Genomic DNA, 18,359 nt, shown 5'->3' with positions numbered 1-18,359 from the left:
ATTGTAAAGCTAAGTATGAACAAAGTTATTATTACAGGCATAGTGGTTTTGATGTGGTGGTGGATACCCACACAGCTTTCTGCTCAGGCAGAACAGCCCAACATCTTACTCATTATTACAGACCAGCAGCATGCTGATATGATGAGCTCCGCAGGTAACAGATGGCTGGAAACGCCTAATATTGACCGGCTGGCAGAAAAAGGTATGAGGTTTACCAAAGCCTATGTGACCAATCCCGTCTGCTCGCCTTCAAGGTTCAGCATGTTTACCGGGAGGTACCCAAGCGCCATTGATATGAGGCACAATGCCAGTGTGCTAGATCAGGAAATGCTAAAGGAGATTATTCCTGAGGCTGTCGGCTTTACCTTCAAAAAAGCAGGCTATGAAACTTTCTATGGGGGAAAGTCTCATTTACCCGCGGGAGGGAAAGATGCTAGTGGCTATGGCTTTGGTCATCATATCTCCCTTGATGAGCGTGATGAACTGGCGGAAGAAACTGCGGCCTTTTTGTTAAACAGGAAATCAGCTACTCCTTTTTTTGCGGCAGTAAATCTTATTAACCCTCATGACATTTGTTATGCCGCCATCCGGGACTTTCCTCCGCAAAACCGACCGCCAGCCCAGGTGCCTTCACCCTTGGCAGAGGCGATGACCATACCTGATTCTATACCAGAAGAAGTTTTCTTCTCTCGCTACTGCCCTCCTTTGCCTGCTAATTTTGAGCCTACGCATGATGAACCGGAAGCCATTATGCAATTGAAAGCGCTGCATTCTTTTACAATAGATGCCCGTAAAAACTGGTCAGAAAAAGAGTGGCGCATGCATCGCTGGGCTTATCACCGCCTGACAGAAAGAGTTGATCAACAAATTGGTCAGGTGCTGGACGCTTTAAAAAAGTCAGATGTCGGGGAGAACACAATCGTCATATTTACTTCTGACCACGGTGAAATGAATGGATCGCATCGGCTGGAGCATAAAACAGTTTTTTATGAGGAGTCTTCTAATGTGCCATTGATCGTATGGTATGAAGGTATGCGTCAGGGAGGAGAAGTAGACAAAGAACATCTGATCTCTAACGGACTGGACTTGTATCCTACGCTTTGTGAGTTGGCGGGAATCGAGGTTCCCACAGAGCTGCCGGGTATTTCCTTTGCCCCTCTGCTGCAAGGGGATGCTGAAGCCTACCCGGGCAGGAAGTATCTCTATATGGAAAATGAGCTTGGCTATATGGCCAGAGATGAACACTATAAGTATGCCCTGTATGACAATGGAGAAGAAATGCTGATTGACCTTCAGAATGATCCCGGAGAAATGATCAACATGGCCGGGAAGTCAGTATATAGACTAGTGCAGGACACTTTAAAAAATCATTTGCTGAAGCACATAGATAGAAAAATAAAGTAGAGTTTGTAGGAGCTGCCCGGAGGCTATCAGGACAAAACTCCATGAAGGCTGAGCTTCAACGGACCGGGGGCAACGAGGCTGATCCAGCCCTTAGTAATATAAAATTATGATAAACAGAGGATAAGATTAAGCACCAGCGACCCCTGCCGGGAATTGCCATTCCGGGAATTGCCATTCGGGGAATCGCCATTCCGGAAATCGCTATTCTGGCTGCTATTTTATTCCAAACCTAAAATTTTGTACTTCCACCTTTTTACAGCAAATAAAAATCTTATGAGGTAGGCTCAGTTACTTAAACCGCTAAGGTAACCATTGATAAACTACTTAGCTGGAATAGTTAAAATCTGTTCTTTCCTAACTTAATGCGAAACTCAGTATGGTCTCAACGCAAAAAAATGTACTTTTAGGGTCGAACAAGCCATAAGATACCCATAACATCAAGCATGAAACGAATAAAAATTTTGCTTTCTGTCATTCTCTTTATTGTATCAATAGGCGCCACATCCGGACAAAACCTGAGCATTCACGGCAACCAATTCTACGCAGATGGGAAAGTCTTTCCAATGTGGGGTCTGAGGGCTGCCAGTGCAACGCAAAATGAGCGTAATACCGATCAGCTTATCTCTGTCCTGGATGAATATAAAAAGCACGGATTGAATGCCGTAAGCGTTTACCTTCAAGGGTCAAGTGGAGGGTATTCTGACCCTTTCCAACATGGAGGAAAACAGCTCAGTGAAGATCATTTGAAAAGGCTGGAGCGGATCATAGAACAATGCCAAAACCACTCAATGGTTGTGATCGTTGGTATATTTTATCAACGAACCTTGGCTTCCGATTCTATAAGAAACCTCCATAGCAAAAGAGATATCTTTAATGCGGTTAAAACGTTAACCAAGGCGCTGAAGGGGCATGAAAACGTAATCATCAACATTGCGAACGAGCAAAATTCTTTTTACTATCAAAAGTTTACCCCCTTTAGCTTTAATGAAGCAAAGAACATCATAAAGCTCTGTAAGCGGGTCAAAAGATTTGATAAAAACAGAATTGTTGGAGCCGGTGGTTATAATGATTCGCTGAACGTTCTCATCGGTAAATCCAGACATGTTGATGTTCTGCTCTTCGACACCTACAGCGGTGATGTTGAAAAAAATCAGCATAGTGGATGGCACTACGATTACTTCAGAAAAATGGGTGTTCCTGACAAACCCATGATCAATGTTGAGATGTTTGGTGGATGGACCGGGCAGTTTGTCCCGCCAGGCGTTTATACGGAAGAAGGGAAGAAACTTCATACGCAGGAAATAGAGGAGGCTCTTAAAAGGCCTGGTCTGCATGTACATCTGCATTCCAATGTTTGGATGCAAGGCCCTTCCGAAGGCTACCCAACCCGCTATGACCTGGCAGGCCGTGGAACTGAAGAAGACCCTGGAATCCGATGGTGGTTTGATCACTTGAAGAATTCCTTAACAAAAGAGTAGTTGAAGACAAATAGGATAGATATCAGTGCTTATAAGTGGTGACTACAACTTCTTACTTCTGCGATATCTGACTCTTAATTGTTTAAAATATTTTGTCTCATCTTTATGAATTACGAAAATATCTCAATTATTAAATTTACAGGTTCAGCACTATTATGATACAGAAGGCCAATGCTACTTGCCAGATCCTGAAACATTCTTTATATTTTCTGAGAAGACGTTCACCGACCTGGTATCAAAGGGGAAGGGCATGAGGTAGTAAAGCAGGCAGGCATTTAAATCAGACCAGTTAGTTGAGCATTTCTACTGAAATCATTTTGGTTTCAATGGGATAAGAATGAGTCATACTATTAAACTAATACAAAACCTGAAACCATGAAAAACACAGTCCTGCCTTTAATCTTCATCATTTTAATTACAAGCTATTGTGTACAAGCACAGCAAATTGGTTCTTCTCCTGAGTATGTTAAAGCATTAACATCGCACTGGAAGGGAGAAAGGCTAGCGGATGGACGTCCAAATGTTTCTGACGAAATCCTGGAACGTTTACAAAATGTCACTCTTGAACAAGCATGGGGGTACCTCCAAAGAAAAGGGTATAAAAATCAGGTTGAGGGAGATTGGATAATCATACAGCCTGATCAGGTCATGACTGGCCGTGTAGTAACCGCTCAATTTATGCCTACAAGACCAGATTTAGATAGTCTGGTAAGAGCTCAGGGTAAGGATGAGGGACGTTCCCAGAAAGGGGGAATCAATACCTGGCCCATCGATGTGCTGTCAGAAGGCGACGTGTATGTTGCTGATGGGTATGGCAAAGTGAAAGATGGTACCTTGATAGGTTCAAGTCTGGGTAACGCTATATATGGTAAAACAGGCAAAGGGGTAATATTCTACGGCTCAGTCAGGGATATGGAAGAACTCACCGATACAAAAGGATTCAACGGCTGGGTAAAAGGGCAGCACCCTTCCGCTATAAAAGATATGACACCCACCTCGATAAACGCACCCATTAGAATAGGATCAGTAACAGTTTTTCCCGGCGATGTGGTACTGGCAAATAAATACGGAACAGTATTTATTCCTGCACACCTGGTAGTAGATCTGGTCACCTCATCTGAAATGACAGCTTTGCGCGATGAGTTTGAGAGGGTAAGATTGCAAGAGAATATATACTTAACCGGAGAGATACATGGAGACTGGTCAGAAAAAATTAAAGATGACTTTAGGGCTTGGGTTGATCAATATCCAGGAAAAACAGCTATTACAAGTAAGGATGTAGATGCATATTTATCTAAAAGAGAGCATGATCATTAGCAAGCTCATGTTATTGGTGTGATGAATCTTTCGAAACATCACACCTTTAGCTGATTTTAGCATATCCTGTGACCGTCAGTTTTTTTCAGACTAAGTGCACGGAAATATGAGCCTTCTGCGAGCCTGTTTTCCCAAGCTAATCGTACAATTCATCCAGGATATATATCTCACTGAAGTGAGAGCCCTAGTTCTTCTGCATAAATTTATTTTACAGTGAAGTGACTATCTAAGTGAGCTAGCGTCTAATACTAAATACCTTTCTATTATGGCCACCCTAGCTCAATCCTCGGATGTTTTTAAATTCGTTGCGCTACGGCCTCCCGTACCCGCAGACAAAGCAAGTGAAAAATTAAATTTCATTGCTGATCAGAGAAATGCGGAAGACACGCCGGTAGGTAAATTGGTAAAATCCTTTACGTCCGAGGAGGCTACTCAAATACCTGAGCGAGTGGTAAGATTTATTGATAGCAATAAATATGAAATAGCTTATCCGGATATAGCTTCTGAGCCTACACTATTTATCATTCATACTATCGCGTCTCATGTAAATAAAGATGATTTTAGCATAGACCGGTTGACAGAAGAAATAGAGAATACACTGGCCAGTACGGCTCTTGAGTTTCTGAAAATAAAAGAGACACAAAATCTGTTGGATGGCATATGGGATAGATACTATGCCTTCTACCTCTTGAACAAAACTGAAAGCATCAGCCTGGAAGGGCTCACCCAACACTTAAGGACTTTTCATCTATTACAATCTATCGCTTACAAATCACCTCTCAATAGCTATGAAAACTGGCAGGCAGTGCTCTCAGCACAGCCGCTTATTGCTAAGTTATTTACAGATTTACCCAAACCTTTACTCAGTATTGAGCCTACCGAGCATGATCCTTCTGGTGCCGAAAATATACCTGCTTATCAAAAGCTCTGGGCACAGTGGATAGATGCGTACCGGGCAGTTGAAGAGGTTAAAAACTTACGATTTGATACCCAACTTAGTACGGTAACGAAAAACGTAATCATGCCCAACAAAGAAACAGGGGTAGAAGCAAAAGGTAAGGTGACGTCTGTGAAAAATGATCTTATGGTTAACAAAAAGAGTTTCGCAAGCTTGCATGCCAGCACCTTATCAGTGTTCAAACAGCTAAATTTATCAGAAAATAATTTACATCAATCTGATGCTTATACCCAGTTACAAACTCATCTGAACAATACGATATCCAGCATTACAAACATTAATGACCCACTCTTTTTGACACAAATGCCACTTGAGGCAAAATCTCTTCCCGGACTTTCGGCTGTTGTGAGCAAGTTTGAAAAGTATATCGATATACCTTTTTTACCGTATTACCCACCCACTAATATTCGGAAACTTATCCGCCCCCTGGGAATTGGTGATTTGAAAGTCGTCAAACAAAAGCTAAAAAAATATGTAGCTGGCGAGGTAGCCCATATAGAGAATGTACTGAGAGGTGAGTACAAGGAAAGAAAACATCGGGTATTGGATAGAACCGAAGACATTTTTACGGTCACCAATGAAACTGATGAAGAAACGACCAAAGATACCCAAACCACTGAGCGCTTTGAGCTTAAGAAAGAAAGTGAGAAGACCCTGGAAGAAAAGATGAGCATTCAGGCGGGGGTTACTGTTTCAGGTTCTTACGGTATGGTGACCTTTGGGGCACATGGGGATTTTGCATACAGTACGTCCAGCAAAGAATCCAGTAAGAACGCCTCCAACTTTGCCAGAGAAGTGATTGATAAATCTGTCTCTAAAATTCAGAAGAAGACCAAAGAGGAGCGTAGCACCAAAAAATTACATGAAGTAGAAGAAATTAATACCCATGGCATTGATAATAAAGATAAGGCGGGTCATGCTGTAGGCATTTATCGCTGGGTAGATAAATATTACGAAGCGCAGGTATATAATTATGGTAAGCGGTTGATGTTTGAGTTTATCATTCCTGAGCCCTCCGCTTTTTATGAGTTTGCCCAGCAAAATAAACCCAAGAAAAATATTATACCTCCAATAACTCCTTACAGATGGATACTGGATACAAAAGGAAAGTGGATGGCCGATGGCATTATTACCCATAAAGATATTAATGAATTAAATTATCAGCTTTACATCAGAGATTATAATGCCCAGGGAATAACGCCTCCCCCTTTACCCTATAAAACCATATCTGCCTCAATTGCCAAAGAGGGTATGCCGATAGACGGAAACCCGCATGTTGTCAATATCAAAGAACTGCTTGTACCAGAAGGTTATATTTCTAAAGTCGGTGTTTGGTTTGATTGCTCTGCCTATTTTGTGAACTACCCTAAATTAGAAGTGATCATAGGTAATAAAATATTCCGCCCCCTGGAAATAGGCGGTGGTGGAGTAGGTGTGATGGCGAATAATCATGATAATGCTGCCGTACCTTTTCACTGGTTTTGGCCGGCTAACCCTATTCAGATTTCAGTTAACCTATACGACATTGGCTCTTTTGCCATGAATGCCTACGCCTTGGTAGAACGCACTCCCGAATTGTATGAGCTCTGGCAAATTCAAACCTATGAAAAAATTATGACGGCATATAAAGCTATGCAGGTAGAGTATGCGCAAAAATCAGCAGCACAGGAGGTACAGGCAGGGATTTTAATCCAGGGACAGAACCCGCGCATCAACCGAAGTATAGAAAAATTAGAATTGAAAAAGCAGTGTATCAAAAGCCTTATGGACACCTACCTCTACGGGACCTTTGATGCTATGAAAACCACCGGTATTGCAAGTCCTCCTGACTATGATATTTTTGATGCCTTTGAAGAAGGCAAAACGATTCAGTTCTTTGAGCAGGCTTTTGAGTGGGAGAATCTCACCTATCTCTTTTATCCATATTTCTGGGCAAGAAGAAGTGAGTGGATACGTAAACTCAATACTTACGATACAGATCCCCTCTTTACTCAATTCTTACAGGCAGGTTCGGCAAGAGTAGTTTTACCGGTACATCCTGCATATAATGATGCTATCATGTATTTTTTAGAGAGTAATGGTGCTATTTGGAAAGGAGGGGAGCCTCCCCGGCTGAATGATCAAATGTTTATTTCCATCGCGGATGAACTCAGGAACCAAACCGATGATTTAGCCAATGCTAAACCGGAAGGTGATCCCTGGGAGGTCATTTTACCTACTACTTTGGTATATCTGCAAGAAAATGCTGAATTGCCTACCTTCAACTAAGCCGCATACTTATGAGCAATGCTATTGATTTTTTTGAAGATTATTGCCTGCTTCCTACCCGGGCTGTGAATAATAAGCGTCCAAACCTGGAAGCCGTTCAGGCAGAAATGTGGATATGGACATTTTTCAGGGAGTACTACAAAAGTCAGTATGGCGACTCCAACACCTTTGTGATTACAGGATTAAGTTACCTGACACAAGACTATGTAGGAAACACAGCTTTCAAAGGCGTAGAAGAGCTTAGTAGTAGTGTGTACGAAGGCGTGAGAAAGTATACTGAATACTACCTGAAGGGCGTTCCCAATAGCAAAGTTTTTAATATCATCCTCAAATGGCTTCGTACTGACTTCAGAAATATGTATTCAGAGAGTCAGAAGAGAAAACTGAAAAATTTAGATGCCCTGAAAGGAGGATTACGCAAGCCAGATGTGCTGGGAATACGCTTTAGTAATCATAAAATTGTCTTTGAGCTGCTGGAAGTAACTTCAGCAGATCAGGCTTCATCAACCATTATTGGCGACCTTGAATCAAAAAAAGAAATACTGGAGAATGCGGTCAAGCCCAATATAGAGAAAGAGATTCATGATGCACAGATCAGAACAGGAACCTCAATTGGGCCTGCGGGTATCGATATTGTTTACTCTAAATGGAAGCCTAATAAAAATCAGTTAATTATTCCGCTACTCACCAATGTAGGTGCTTCAAAACCTGTTAAGTTTGAATGGATTTGTTATAAACCTACCCTCAGATACAATGAGGGCAAAGGGCAGGATGGCTTGATCCTTTATGAGATTCATTCGGTAGGCACTCCGGAAATGGTTCCTAAAAGAGTATTGGAAAAAGTGGCTGGTGAGTTAAGAAAGCAAATGCGCCAATATACTTTTGAACTTACCTTAACCCCCTTTTTAAATAATTACTGGAAATCCAACAGGGCTGAACAACAAGAACTAATGCTCTGTATTTCAGCAGGTTTGGGTATAGCCCTGGTAGTGGTGCTGGCTATTTTACTACTTCCGGAAATCGCAACTGCCTCCGCTGCTGCGGCAGCTTATACGGGCGCAGTGTCTGCTACCCTTTCAGCAGAAACCATAGCGGCCGTAGGAGCGGCATCCGCAGCTTTTCCCCGAATGATCACCATCGGAGAAAAAGTGATAGAATCTATAAAGCCACTACCTGCTTTTGCACACTAAAAATGAAAGTGATTGCTTTCTTGGCGGTATTTACATTTTAGTATTTAATTGCAGGTAAAGTGAGAGCAGGAGTATAAAGATATTTATTATTTGTGCTTACCTGATTATATATCGCTTTTCTGAAACAACCGCTTATTTGAGAGATACTATATGATAATTTTGCTTCAGCAATTCATTTTGCAGGTACTTAATATAAGATGGTCCTACTTCACAGCATCCCCCCACGATAGCTGCTCCTGACCGCACCCAATCCATAGCATAATGCGCGTATTTTTTTTCATCCAGATCTTCCCTTGCGCTTAGTACATTTACCGTCCCTCCGGGCTTCAATTCTTCTACAGAAGTAAAGCCATTCGCATACCCTCCGTAAGGTATTTTCAGATGTTGAACGGCTTTCATCCCCTGAGATATTGTTTCTGGGAATGAACAATTGAACGACAGGCCACTCAGAGGATAATCCGATATCGCGTCAAGCGCCTCTTCAATGGTCTCTCCCGACCGCAGGACATGGGGAATTTTATCAGAAAGGGTGAAGCTTAAAATCACAGGTTTGCGGGATTCCAGCGCGGCTTCTGTTGCCGCCCTTGCCTCTTTGATATTTGAGATGGTTTCAATGATAAATATATCAACTTCAGCTGCCTGTATCGTTGATATTTGTCGGTATTCCTCCTTAAGCTCTTGAAAAGAACGTTCATCTGTAGTGTAGCTGCCTATCAAAGGCGGCAAACATCCTGCGATTTGTACATTTTCTGCCAAGGCTCCTAGTTCATCTCTGGCCTCCGATGCCATCTTCAGTGCCAGCTGCTGCAATCTCTCAAACCATTGAAGCTGACCATCACGTAGCAAACGAGTTGGGGTGCAGGAGTAGCTGTTGACAGTAATTATCTTGGCTCCTGCCTTAATAAAATCCTGATGGACTTCTTTTACAATTTCCGGATTGTCCATCATGACCCTGGCCGACCATAAGGGGTGAGCAGGTTTTCCCGCACGCTGAAATATTTCCTGACCCAGTCCCCCGTCTAAAAGAAGTATGTCTCGCATAGGTAATTTGTTAATTGACGCATAGACACATCATGCTGTATTCTGATTTGTTATCATCATGTCTACTTTTTACCTAACCCGCTTACATACTTTGTGTTTTTTTTAATCCGCAAGCTACCATCATCATCCAGGGCGCTGACTGCAGGAGTGCACAGATGAACCTGACCAGCAGGCAGGCAAGGGCTTGAAAATAGTCGACAGCCTGAGCATGAACTGCTATCACAAGGACAGCGCTTTCAGCAGCAAATAGCGTGTCGCTGCCTTCCGGCTTGATAACCCTAATATTCCGCTCTGTAATGAAGTGGGGCACAAGTCCGGGACGCCAGCAACGAAGCTCCAAATCCTGTGCAATTAGAAAAAGAGGTTAAGTTTAACTTAAACAGGCGCATGACCTCTCTCACTTTCCTGCAAAGTAAGCACAGGAAGAAAATAACTCATCTACAATAGCGAAGCCCCGATACTTTTCTAAGCGATTTCATATTTGCGGGCTCATATTGCTATTTTTCCAAACAGATTGTAAACTGCATGCTGTATCAAGACATATTTTTATTAAATTTTAAAATGGATATGTTGTCAAACGCCGAGCATGTAATATGGGACCGCTTCAAAGAAGGTGACAGAAGAGCGTTTGCGCAGATTTACAATACTCATTTTTCTTCGCTCTACAACTATGGCTTCCGGTTTTGTGGAAACGCATCACAGGCTAAAGATGCAGTACATCAGCTGTTTGTTAAACTCTGGGATCATAAAGAAAAATTAAGTACACCAGTATCGGTTCGTCACTATCTTATCAAGTCTTTGAGGAATATTCTACTGGATCACTTTAAGACTGATGATCGCCATAGGGCTTTAGATGCTGGGGATACTAATTTCTCAGAACCAGCCAGTGAATTTTTGCTGATTCAGGAGGATATCTCAGCCGAACAACATCAGCACCTCAGGAAAGCGATCAATACTTTAACAAAAAGGCAGCGGGAAGCCATTTATCTCAAATTTTTTGAAAACCTTTCTTACGATGAAGTCTCGTCTGCAATGTCATTGACAGTAAACTCAGTCTATAATCTGATCTCAAAGGCTATTGAAGTGTTGAGAAAGAACACTCCTTATGTAAATCTAATGCTGCTCATTGCGCTGATGAGCTGATTCTCTTCCTGGCTCCTGTCGCTTATTGTTAATATAGGTCTCTTAATTTTGGATATTTTTCAACTATTGATTCATTTTCTTGTAATGATTGAAAAAGTGAAAAAATAGTTGAAAAATAATGGTGAGAAAAGAGAGCTTCTCCAGTATTGATCATAAAAGAGAAAGGATCACCTTTTACAGCACTTAAAAGCATGAACAATTATCAGCATTACGAAGCTAAGGATTTTGTGATGGATGAATTATTCCAAAGCTGGGTTCACAAAAAGGATCCTGCGGTGATTCAGTTTTGGGAGGAATGGAGGCTTACACATCCGGAGAAACAGGAAGAGATAGAGAAAGCAGTTGAAATTCTCCGTATGCTTTCCAGCGAGAAAAATATCGCCGGTCATCAAGAACAAGCAGAAGTTTGGGAAAAGATCCAACACTCGGTATCACAAGCTGAAAGCATGGAAAACAAACAGCTTACATTCAGGTGGTACTACGCAGCGGCAAGCATTGCGCTGATCATCCTTGCTGCATTGGGATATTGGACATTAGGTCAACAAGAGGATAAAGTCTATTTCTCCACAGGTTTTGGAGAAACACGCACTCTCATGCTTCCGGATAGCACTTTAGTTACGCTGAATGCCAACTCCAGGCTCTCCTACCTTTCCGGATGGCAAGAGGCTGGGGGAGATAGAAATGTTTGGATGGAAGGTGAAGGCTTCTTTGAAGTCTCTCACCGTAATGGTCAAAAGTTTATTGTACATACCTCGCAGGCGGCAGTGGAAGTATTGGGAACCAGCTTCAATGTTTCTGAAAGAAGGGGTAGTACTGAAGTGATATTGAGTTCAGGAAAAGTAGCGCTGCATGTACAAGAAGAGAAAGTCTTGATGGAACCGGGTGAGCAGGTCAGCTATGATACAAATTCCAAGCAAATTGAGAAGAAGATAGTAAATCCTGAACTGCTTACCTCCTGGAGAAATAATGAACTGATTTTTGAGGCAGCACCCTTATCAGAAATAGCAATTTTGTTGGAAGACAATTATGGTTATCAAGTCATATTTGAAGAAGAAACCATAGAAGCCCTGCTGTTTAGTGGCACGATCAGTGCCCAAAAAATCAAACTATTGTTAGAAGCATTATCTGAAACACATCAAATCCAAATTACTCAACAAGATGATACATTGATATTTAAAAAATAATGCTTTTTTAATCTAAAAACCTAAAACTATGATTCACCTTATTACTCGGGGTGCCAGAGGAAAGCTACATCTTCTTGGCATGATGATACTTCTTTGCCTCTTGATTTTTGAAGGAGGATTTGTACAAGCTCAGGATTCACAGGCTAACCCAAATGAGCTTTCGGTCACAAGGGTCTTTGCTTTTGCTCCTGAACAGGGAAAAAAACAAGAGCTTAAGCTTGTGCTCAAAGAACTTGAGCATGAATATGAAGTTCGTTTTTACTTTGATCCAACGCTTCTTGAAGGTAAAATAGCAAATGCACAGTTGGGAAAGGAAGGGCTGGAAACAAAGCTTAGCTCACTTTTAACGCCATTGGAACTGGTATTCAAAAAAATAGATGATGCCTCTTATGTCATTAGGCAAAAAAAAGAAGAAAGCATACTACCAAAAATGAAAACCAAAGAACCAGGAAATTCTGAGGTTCTGGAATCAATAGGTAGAAAGCGGCTATCCATGCTTAAATCATTAAAAGTTATGGAACAGACCATAAGTGGTAAAGTGGAAGATGGAGAGAGCGGGGAGCCGCTGCCCGGAGTCAATGTACTTGCCAAAGGTACTACTTCGGGGACCGTCACCGACATTGAAGGAAACTATAGGCTTACAGTAGGTGATGATGTGACTACCCTGGTTTTTTCGTCCATCGGCTATGTGTCAAAAGAGGAAGAGATTAATGGGCGGACGACCATCAGCATATCTTTACTGCCCGATGTACAATCGTTAGACGAGATTGTAGTCGTTGGATACGGTACTCAACAGAAATCTGATATGACCGGATCTGTGGGGTCTGTTGATAAAGAAGTATTTCAGAAGCTCTCTCCGACCAACCTCCAGCAAGGACTGGCGGGGAGAGTGTCTGGTGTTAATGTTACGCAGAATTCTGGTCGTCCGGGAGGCAGACCTACGATTAGAATCCGTGGAAACTCCTCTATCACAGGTTCAAACGATCCCCTTTATGTAATAGATGGGGTAATCTTGCCGGTTACCAACCTATCCAATGGCACTTCCCCTATAGATTTTTTAGATCCTGGTAATATTGAATCTGTTGAAGTGCTTAAAGATGCTTCGGCAACAGCTATTTATGGAGCACGTGCTGCCAATGGAGTGGTATTGGTAACTACTAAATCAGCGAATCGGAGTGCCAGCAGGCTTAGCTATGATGGTTCGTTTAGCGTGGGGACACTACGTTCTAAAGTAGACTTGTTGAACGCGAAGGAATTCTTAATGGTTGAGGACATTGCTTACCAGAATGCTGAAAAGTATGGATTGGGAGCCAGCGCCGTAGACCCTGCTACCAAAAGAACAGACCCACGCCTTTTTGATGCCGCCGGCAACCCCCTATATGATACAGACTGGCAGGAAGAAGGTTTTCGTACAGCCATTAGCAATAGCCATAACTTATCCTATTCGGGTGGAGATGAGACCAATACATTTGCGGTGAGTCTAGGCTACCGTAACCAGGAGGGCATACTGCTAACATCTTCATTGGAACGTTTCTCAGGGCGTTTGATGGTTGATACTCAGATTAAAGAATGGTTGACCACCGGAGCATCCATCAATTATAGTGTGCAGAATGAGAGCCAGCCCAGAGCAGTAGGCGCAGGAGGGATTACGCCTACCAGATCAATATTACAGGCCCTTCCAATCACTCCGGTAAGATATCCTGATGGAAGTTTTGGAAGAACATTGGATTACCCAGGAATGGAAGGAGGAGCCCAGCCGGTACGGCTGGTCAATGAAACCAAACGTCTATTGAATGGTGTCAACACCGTTGGTAACGCATATACTAACATCAGGCTGGCAGATGGCTTAGAATTAAGGTCTACTGTAGGGATAAGCCTTATTGACCAGGAGGTGAACTATTACGCGGGCCATGATCTTCAGTTTATTTCAGAAAATGGCGTAGCCTCAACTTCAGATGAACGACATACTTCCTGGCAATTTGAAAATTATTTGACCTATACTACTACTTTAGCAGAAAAGCATGCTCTAACGGGCTTGTTAGGTACATCCTGGCAGCGCGTCAATACCTTCTCCACTTCTGCATCTGCGGAGAACTTTATTGATGACTACTTCGAGTTTAATAATTTAGGGATAGCCTCCAACCCCAGGCCCCCAGCTTCCAATGCGAGTGGCTACAGCTTAAACTCTTATTTTGCCAGACTAAACTATACCCTCGATAGCAAGTACCTGTTCACCCTCACCGGTCGCATGGACGGTTCTTCCCGCTTCTCGCAAGATAACCAATATGCTTTTTTTCCCTCTGGCGCCATAGGGTGGAGAATATCGGAGGAGAATTTTATGCAAAGCGTTTCCTTTATCTCTAACCTGAAGCTGCGCTCAAGTTATGGGATTACCGGAAACTCAGAAATCCCTAATTACCGTACGGTGGCCGGATTGGGCAACTATGCCTATATCATCAACGGAGAACGCGTATCGGGCATCGGTTTGGATAGAATGGCCAATCCGGATCTCAAATGGGAAAAAAACAGCCAGTTTGATTTCGGTATTGAAGTAGGCTTGTTCAATGGCAGAATATCGTTTGAGGGGGATATTTATTACAAACGGGCTGATGATATGTTGCTGAACGCTCCTGTGCCGGCAACGAGCGCCTATAGTACCGTCATCCGCAATATTGGAAGCATGGAAAATCGTGGGGTAGAGTTTGCTTTGAGAACATCCAATATTGTAAAGAACGATTTTAGCTGGAGCACTTCCTTCAATATTTCAATGAACCGAAATAAAGTATTGCACCTGACCGGAGGCCAGGACATTGTTCAGGGCGGTAATCCGGTGACAGGTAACCGAATTATCCGGGAAGGGGAGCCAATCAACTCTTTTTATGGCTTTGTGCAGCTAGGCACCTGGAATACCGATCAGGCTGATGAGGCGGCTACTTATAATCGCCTTCCGGGAGATATCAGATACCAGGATATGAACGATGATGGGGCAATCAACGAGCAGGATAGGGTCATCATTGGTAACGGGTTGCCCGATGGATATGGCGCCTTGATCAATACCCTCAATTACAAAAACCTGGAGCTGATGCTGGATATACAGTTCATGTACGGAAATGATGTTTCTTACGGAACGAAAGCCACCTCTCAGGACAGAACAGGTATTACCAACGTATTCTCGGACGTACTGAATGCCTGGACACCGGAAAACCAGGATACTTTCGTACCTGAAATCAGGCCCACTGCCGCCTATCGTGATCGGCAGACCTCCACAGGAAGGATTTACGACGGATCCTTTATCAGAGGCCGCAATCTGATGCTGGCCTATAGTGTCCCATCCAATACGATAAACAGATGGGGGCTAAGCAGTGTAAGGGTTCAGGCTTCCCTACAGAACTTCTTCGTGATCACTGACTATCCCGGCTATGATCCGGAAGTTTCGTCTTTAACTGAGAATTTTGCTCAGGGGGTAGATTTATACAGCTATCCTAAGCCGAGAGTTTTTCAACTGGGGCTTAATATAGGCCTATAATTTTTTACTCAAACTAAAGCGATACAATCATGGATATAACAAAGTTTACAAATCTGTGGCTACTGTGCGGAATGCTGCTTACGGGGACAGCCTGTGAAAGTTTTCTCAGCGAAAACGACCCCTCTAATTTTAATACTGATAATTATTTCACCAAAGCTTCACATGCGGAGTCTATCGTCTATGCTACCTACCAGAGCCTGTATCCGGTGCATACGGGGCAATCCTGGCTAATCACCGAATTACGTACCGGGGCAGCCAATTCTTCTTTTTCAGCGAACGGCGGCTTTCCAAGTTTTCAGATCGTAAGGAACCTGGATATGAGTGCGGACCACCCTTCGGTAGAAAATATATGGGACAGCCATTATCAGGGCATTGGCAATGCCAATATGGCCTTACTTCGCATACCTGACATTACGATGGATGAAGCTCAGAAAAGCAGGTTATTAGGGGAAGCACACTTTTTACGAGCCTACTTTTATTTTAACCTGGTAAGAATTTTTGGTGACGTACCTGTTATTCTACAACCGGTTGATCTCAGCAGCCCTGATCTGAATCCCGCCCGTGCACCCGTAGATGAGGTGTATGACCTGATACTGGAAGACCTGACCAAAGCTGAAGCATCGGGCTTACCTTTCAATGATGAAAGTGGCAGGGTAACCCTTGGCGCAGTCAAATCGCTTTTAGCAGATGTGTATATGACGATGGCAGGTTATCCCCTTCAGATGGGAGCAGAATACTATACACTGGCCAGAGATAAAGCACAAGAAGTCATAGACGCTCAGGAATACTCTTTATTTGATTCATACGACGCTTTCCGACAGAAAGCTTATGACAATACCGGGGAGTATATTTTTATGGTGCAATTTGACGAACTGGATCAGCCTTCTGACGCGCTTCAGATTGGCCTGCCTCCCTTTAAGCTGGGCGTGTCTGCCTATTCTTCAGAGCAGGGTTTTACGTATGCGCAACGGGAATTTGTGGCGTCATATGAAAACGGAGATAAGCGAGCTGAAGAAGGTGTGTTCTTCTTTACAAAATACACATCAGAGTCTAGCCGAACGGATACAGTAGAGTTTGGAAACTACTACAACTATAAGTTCTTTGACGAGAATGCTCATCTCAACACGGCCCAGTCCGGACTTAACTGGCAAATCATTCGCTATGCCGATGTGCTGCTGGATTATGCAGAGGCTTCCAATGAGTTATCCGGTCCTACACCCGAAGCCTATGAGGCAGTGAACCAAATCAGGAGAAGGGCTGGCATTCCCGCACTTGAAGGGCTGGATCAAGCCAGCTTCAGAGAGGCGATATGGAAAGAACGCTGGCACGAACAGTATTTTGAAGGGGAGATATGGTTTGACATGGTACGAACCCAAAAAGCCTTTGATTATGTCAACGGACAGTTTAACGACTACGTAGGACATACTTTTGTAGATGGAAAAACACTGGAAGAACACCACCTTTTGTTTCCGATTCCAACACCTGAAATAAGAAATAACCCTAATCTAGAACAAAACCTTGGATATTAACAGCATCTTTATGCTAATCAATTCTCAAAGCCTATGAAATTACAAAGCGCGGTATTCACTACTTTAGCGATACTTTTTTTTAGCACAAATATAACATTAGGAGGGGGGCATACCCCTCCCCAATCTTCTGCCAAACCTAATGTGATTGTAATCATCACGGATGATCAGGGCTATGGTGATATTGGCTTTCATGGCAATAATACCATTAAAACACCTACAATAGATCAGTTTTTTCAGGAATCCGTCCATGCGAGTAACTTTCATGTATCACCTACCTGCTCACCCACGCGCGGAGCCCTCATGACCGGACGCTATACCAACCGGGTAGGGTCCTGGCACACCATTGCCGGCAGAAGTTTTCTTTTTGAAGATGAAAAAATACTGCCACAGATTTTCGCTGAAAATGGCTATGCAACCGGCATGTTTGGAAAATGGCATCTAGGAGATAATTATCCATTCAGACCTGAAGACCGGGGGTTCCAGGAAGTGGTAAGGCATGGGGGAGGAGGGATCACCCAGGGGCCGGATTACTGGGGCAATGACTACTTTGATGATACCTACTGGCATAATGGTGAGCTACAGGGGTATGAAGGCTACTGTACCGATGTGTTTTTTGATGAGAGCATGAAGTTTATTGAGGCTAATCAGGAGCAACCATTTTTCACATATATCGCCCTCAATGCTGCGCATGGCCCTTTCCATGTACCTGAGGAGTATTACAATATGTATAAAGATGAAGAGCAGCTTCTGGAAAGGCAAAAACGCTTTTATGGCATGATCACCAATATTGATGATAACCTTAAGCGTTTAGAACAAAAGCTTAAAGAACTGGAATTGGACGAGAATACAATTCTGATCTTCATGACCGACAATGGTACTGCGGCAGGTTATTCAACAAGAGATGGGCAGGAATACGGTTATAATGCCGGTCTCCGGGGCACCAAAAATAGCGAATATGAGGGTGGCCATAGAGTGCCTTTTGCCATCCGTTGGAAAGGAGGAGGCATTGAAGGCAATAAAGAAATTGATCAATTGCTTGCTCATATAGATCTTTTACCTACCCTTGTGGATCTGGCTGACCTTTCCTGGACTGAAACAAAAAAAATTGATGGTAAAAGCTTTGCTCCTTTACTGCGTGGGCAGGCAGAGGACTGGAAAGCGCGTACATTGATTGTGGACTCTCAGCGAACCCTGAACCTTGTGAAGTGGAGAAAATCTGCAGTGATGGATGATCGCTGGCGATTGGTTAACGGAGAAGAACTTTATAATATTAATGAGGACTTAGGGCAAAAAAATAATGTAGCCGCCTGAAAACCCTGAA

General features: G+C 43.0%; 12 protein-coding genes. 10 read left to right on the top strand and 2 right to left on the bottom strand.

Features of this window, described 5'->3' with window-relative positions; genetic code table 11:
* Positions 1–15 precede the first annotated feature (15 nt).
* The 5 genes from OKW21_RS22320 (at position 16) to OKW21_RS22300 (ending at position 8,615) form a co-directional block, all read left to right on the top strand.
* On the top strand, positions 16–1,404 hold the full coding sequence (locus tag OKW21_RS22320) for a sulfatase family protein (protein ID WP_277483657.1): 1,389 nt from the start codon (positions 16–18) through the stop codon (positions 1,402–1,404).
* A gap of 443 nt (positions 1,405–1,847) precedes the next feature.
* On the top strand, positions 1,848–2,882 hold the full coding sequence (locus OKW21_RS22315; RefSeq protein WP_277483655.1) for a cellulase family glycosylhydrolase: 1,035 nt from the start codon (positions 1,848–1,850) through the stop codon (positions 2,880–2,882).
* Positions 2,883–3,257: 375 nt separating this feature from the next.
* The gene (locus OKW21_RS22310) at positions 3,258–4,199 is read left to right on the top strand and encodes an RraA family protein (RefSeq protein ID WP_277483652.1); all 942 of its coding nucleotides are present in this window, start codon (positions 3,258–3,260) and stop codon (positions 4,197–4,199) included.
* 265 nt (positions 4,200–4,464) lie between these two features.
* The gene (locus OKW21_RS22305; RefSeq protein WP_277483650.1) at positions 4,465–7,425 is read left to right on the top strand and encodes a hypothetical protein; all 2,961 of its coding nucleotides are present in this window, start codon (positions 4,465–4,467) and stop codon (positions 7,423–7,425) included.
* 11 nt (positions 7,426–7,436) lie between these two features.
* Positions 7,437–8,615, top strand: a complete 1,179-nt coding sequence (locus tag OKW21_RS22300) for a hypothetical protein (protein WP_277483648.1) — start codon at positions 7,437–7,439, stop codon at positions 8,613–8,615.
* A gap of 132 nt (positions 8,616–8,747) precedes the next feature.
* On the opposite strand, the gene OKW21_RS22295 is transcribed toward OKW21_RS22300, so the two are convergent.
* Both OKW21_RS22295 and OKW21_RS22290 read right to left on the bottom strand, forming a co-directional pair.
* Entirely contained in the window at positions 8,748–9,656 is a 909-nt protein-coding gene (locus OKW21_RS22295) for a homocysteine S-methyltransferase family protein (protein WP_277483645.1), read from the bottom strand.
* Positions 9,657–9,738: 82 nt separating this feature from the next.
* Complete coding sequence (locus OKW21_RS22290) at positions 9,739–9,996, bottom strand: hypothetical protein (protein WP_277483643.1); 258 nt, start codon at positions 9,994–9,996, stop codon at positions 9,739–9,741.
* 227 nt (positions 9,997–10,223) lie between these two features.
* Here OKW21_RS22290 and OKW21_RS22285 point away from each other — a divergent pair, with 227 nt between their 5' ends.
* From OKW21_RS22285 to OKW21_RS22265, 5 genes are all read left to right on the top strand, one after another.
* Positions 10,224–10,799 (top strand): RNA polymerase sigma factor, encoded by a 576-nt coding sequence (locus OKW21_RS22285; protein WP_277483641.1) that lies wholly within the window; start codon positions 10,224–10,226, stop codon positions 10,797–10,799.
* A gap of 191 nt (positions 10,800–10,990) precedes the next feature.
* Entirely contained in the window at positions 10,991–11,983 is a 993-nt protein-coding gene (locus OKW21_RS22280; RefSeq protein WP_277483639.1) for a FecR family protein, read from the top strand.
* Between the two features lie 28 nt (positions 11,984–12,011).
* Positions 12,012–15,509 (top strand): SusC/RagA family TonB-linked outer membrane protein, encoded by a 3,498-nt coding sequence (locus OKW21_RS22275; protein ID WP_277483636.1) that lies wholly within the window; start codon positions 12,012–12,014, stop codon positions 15,507–15,509.
* A 29-nt stretch (positions 15,510–15,538) separates the two neighbouring features.
* Positions 15,539–17,038, top strand: a complete 1,500-nt coding sequence (locus OKW21_RS22270; RefSeq protein ID WP_277483634.1) for a RagB/SusD family nutrient uptake outer membrane protein — start codon at positions 15,539–15,541, stop codon at positions 17,036–17,038.
* 33 nt (positions 17,039–17,071) lie between these two features.
* Positions 17,072–18,349, top strand: coding sequence for an arylsulfatase (locus OKW21_RS22265; protein ID WP_277483631.1), 1,278 nt, complete (start codon positions 17,072–17,074; stop codon positions 18,347–18,349).
* Positions 18,350–18,359 lie beyond the last annotated feature (10 nt).

It is taken from the genome of Catalinimonas alkaloidigena, from assembly GCF_029504655.1.
In the GTDB taxonomy this organism is placed as follows: domain Bacteria; phylum Bacteroidota; class Bacteroidia; order Cytophagales; family Cyclobacteriaceae; genus Catalinimonas; species Catalinimonas alkaloidigena.
The sequence above is the reverse complement of the archived record's forward strand: the minus strand, read 5'-3'. Positions and strand labels throughout refer to the sequence as shown.

What these genes read in the sequence shown, in the direction of transcription:
- OKW21_RS22310 (WP_277483652.1), top strand. Translation starts at nt 3,258, where the DNA reads ATGAAAAACACAGTCCTGCCTTTAATCTTCATCATTTTAATTACAAGC.
- OKW21_RS22270 (WP_277483634.1), top strand. Translation starts at nt 15,539, where the DNA reads ATGGATATAACAAAGTTTACAAATCTGTGGCTACTGTGCGGAATGCTG.
- OKW21_RS22315 (WP_277483655.1), top strand. Translation starts at nt 1,848, where the DNA reads ATGAAACGAATAAAAATTTTGCTTTCTGTCATTCTCTTTATTGTATCA.
- OKW21_RS22300 (WP_277483648.1), top strand. Translation starts at nt 7,437, where the DNA reads ATGAGCAATGCTATTGATTTTTTTGAAGATTATTGCCTGCTTCCTACC.
- OKW21_RS22285 (WP_277483641.1), top strand. Translation starts at nt 10,224, where the DNA reads ATGTTGTCAAACGCCGAGCATGTAATATGGGACCGCTTCAAAGAAGGT.
- OKW21_RS22265 (WP_277483631.1), top strand. Translation starts at nt 17,072, where the DNA reads ATGAAATTACAAAGCGCGGTATTCACTACTTTAGCGATACTTTTTTTT.
- OKW21_RS22275 (WP_277483636.1), top strand. Translation starts at nt 12,012, where the DNA reads ATGATTCACCTTATTACTCGGGGTGCCAGAGGAAAGCTACATCTTCTT.
- OKW21_RS22295 (WP_277483645.1), bottom strand. Translation starts at nt 9,656, where the DNA reads ATGCGAGACATACTTCTTTTAGACGGGGGACTGGGTCAGGAAATATTT.
- OKW21_RS22305 (WP_277483650.1), top strand. Translation starts at nt 4,465, where the DNA reads ATGGCCACCCTAGCTCAATCCTCGGATGTTTTTAAATTCGTTGCGCTA.
- OKW21_RS22280 (WP_277483639.1), top strand. Translation starts at nt 10,991, where the DNA reads ATGAACAATTATCAGCATTACGAAGCTAAGGATTTTGTGATGGATGAA.
- OKW21_RS22320 (WP_277483657.1), top strand. Translation starts at nt 16, where the DNA reads ATGAACAAAGTTATTATTACAGGCATAGTGGTTTTGATGTGGTGGTGG.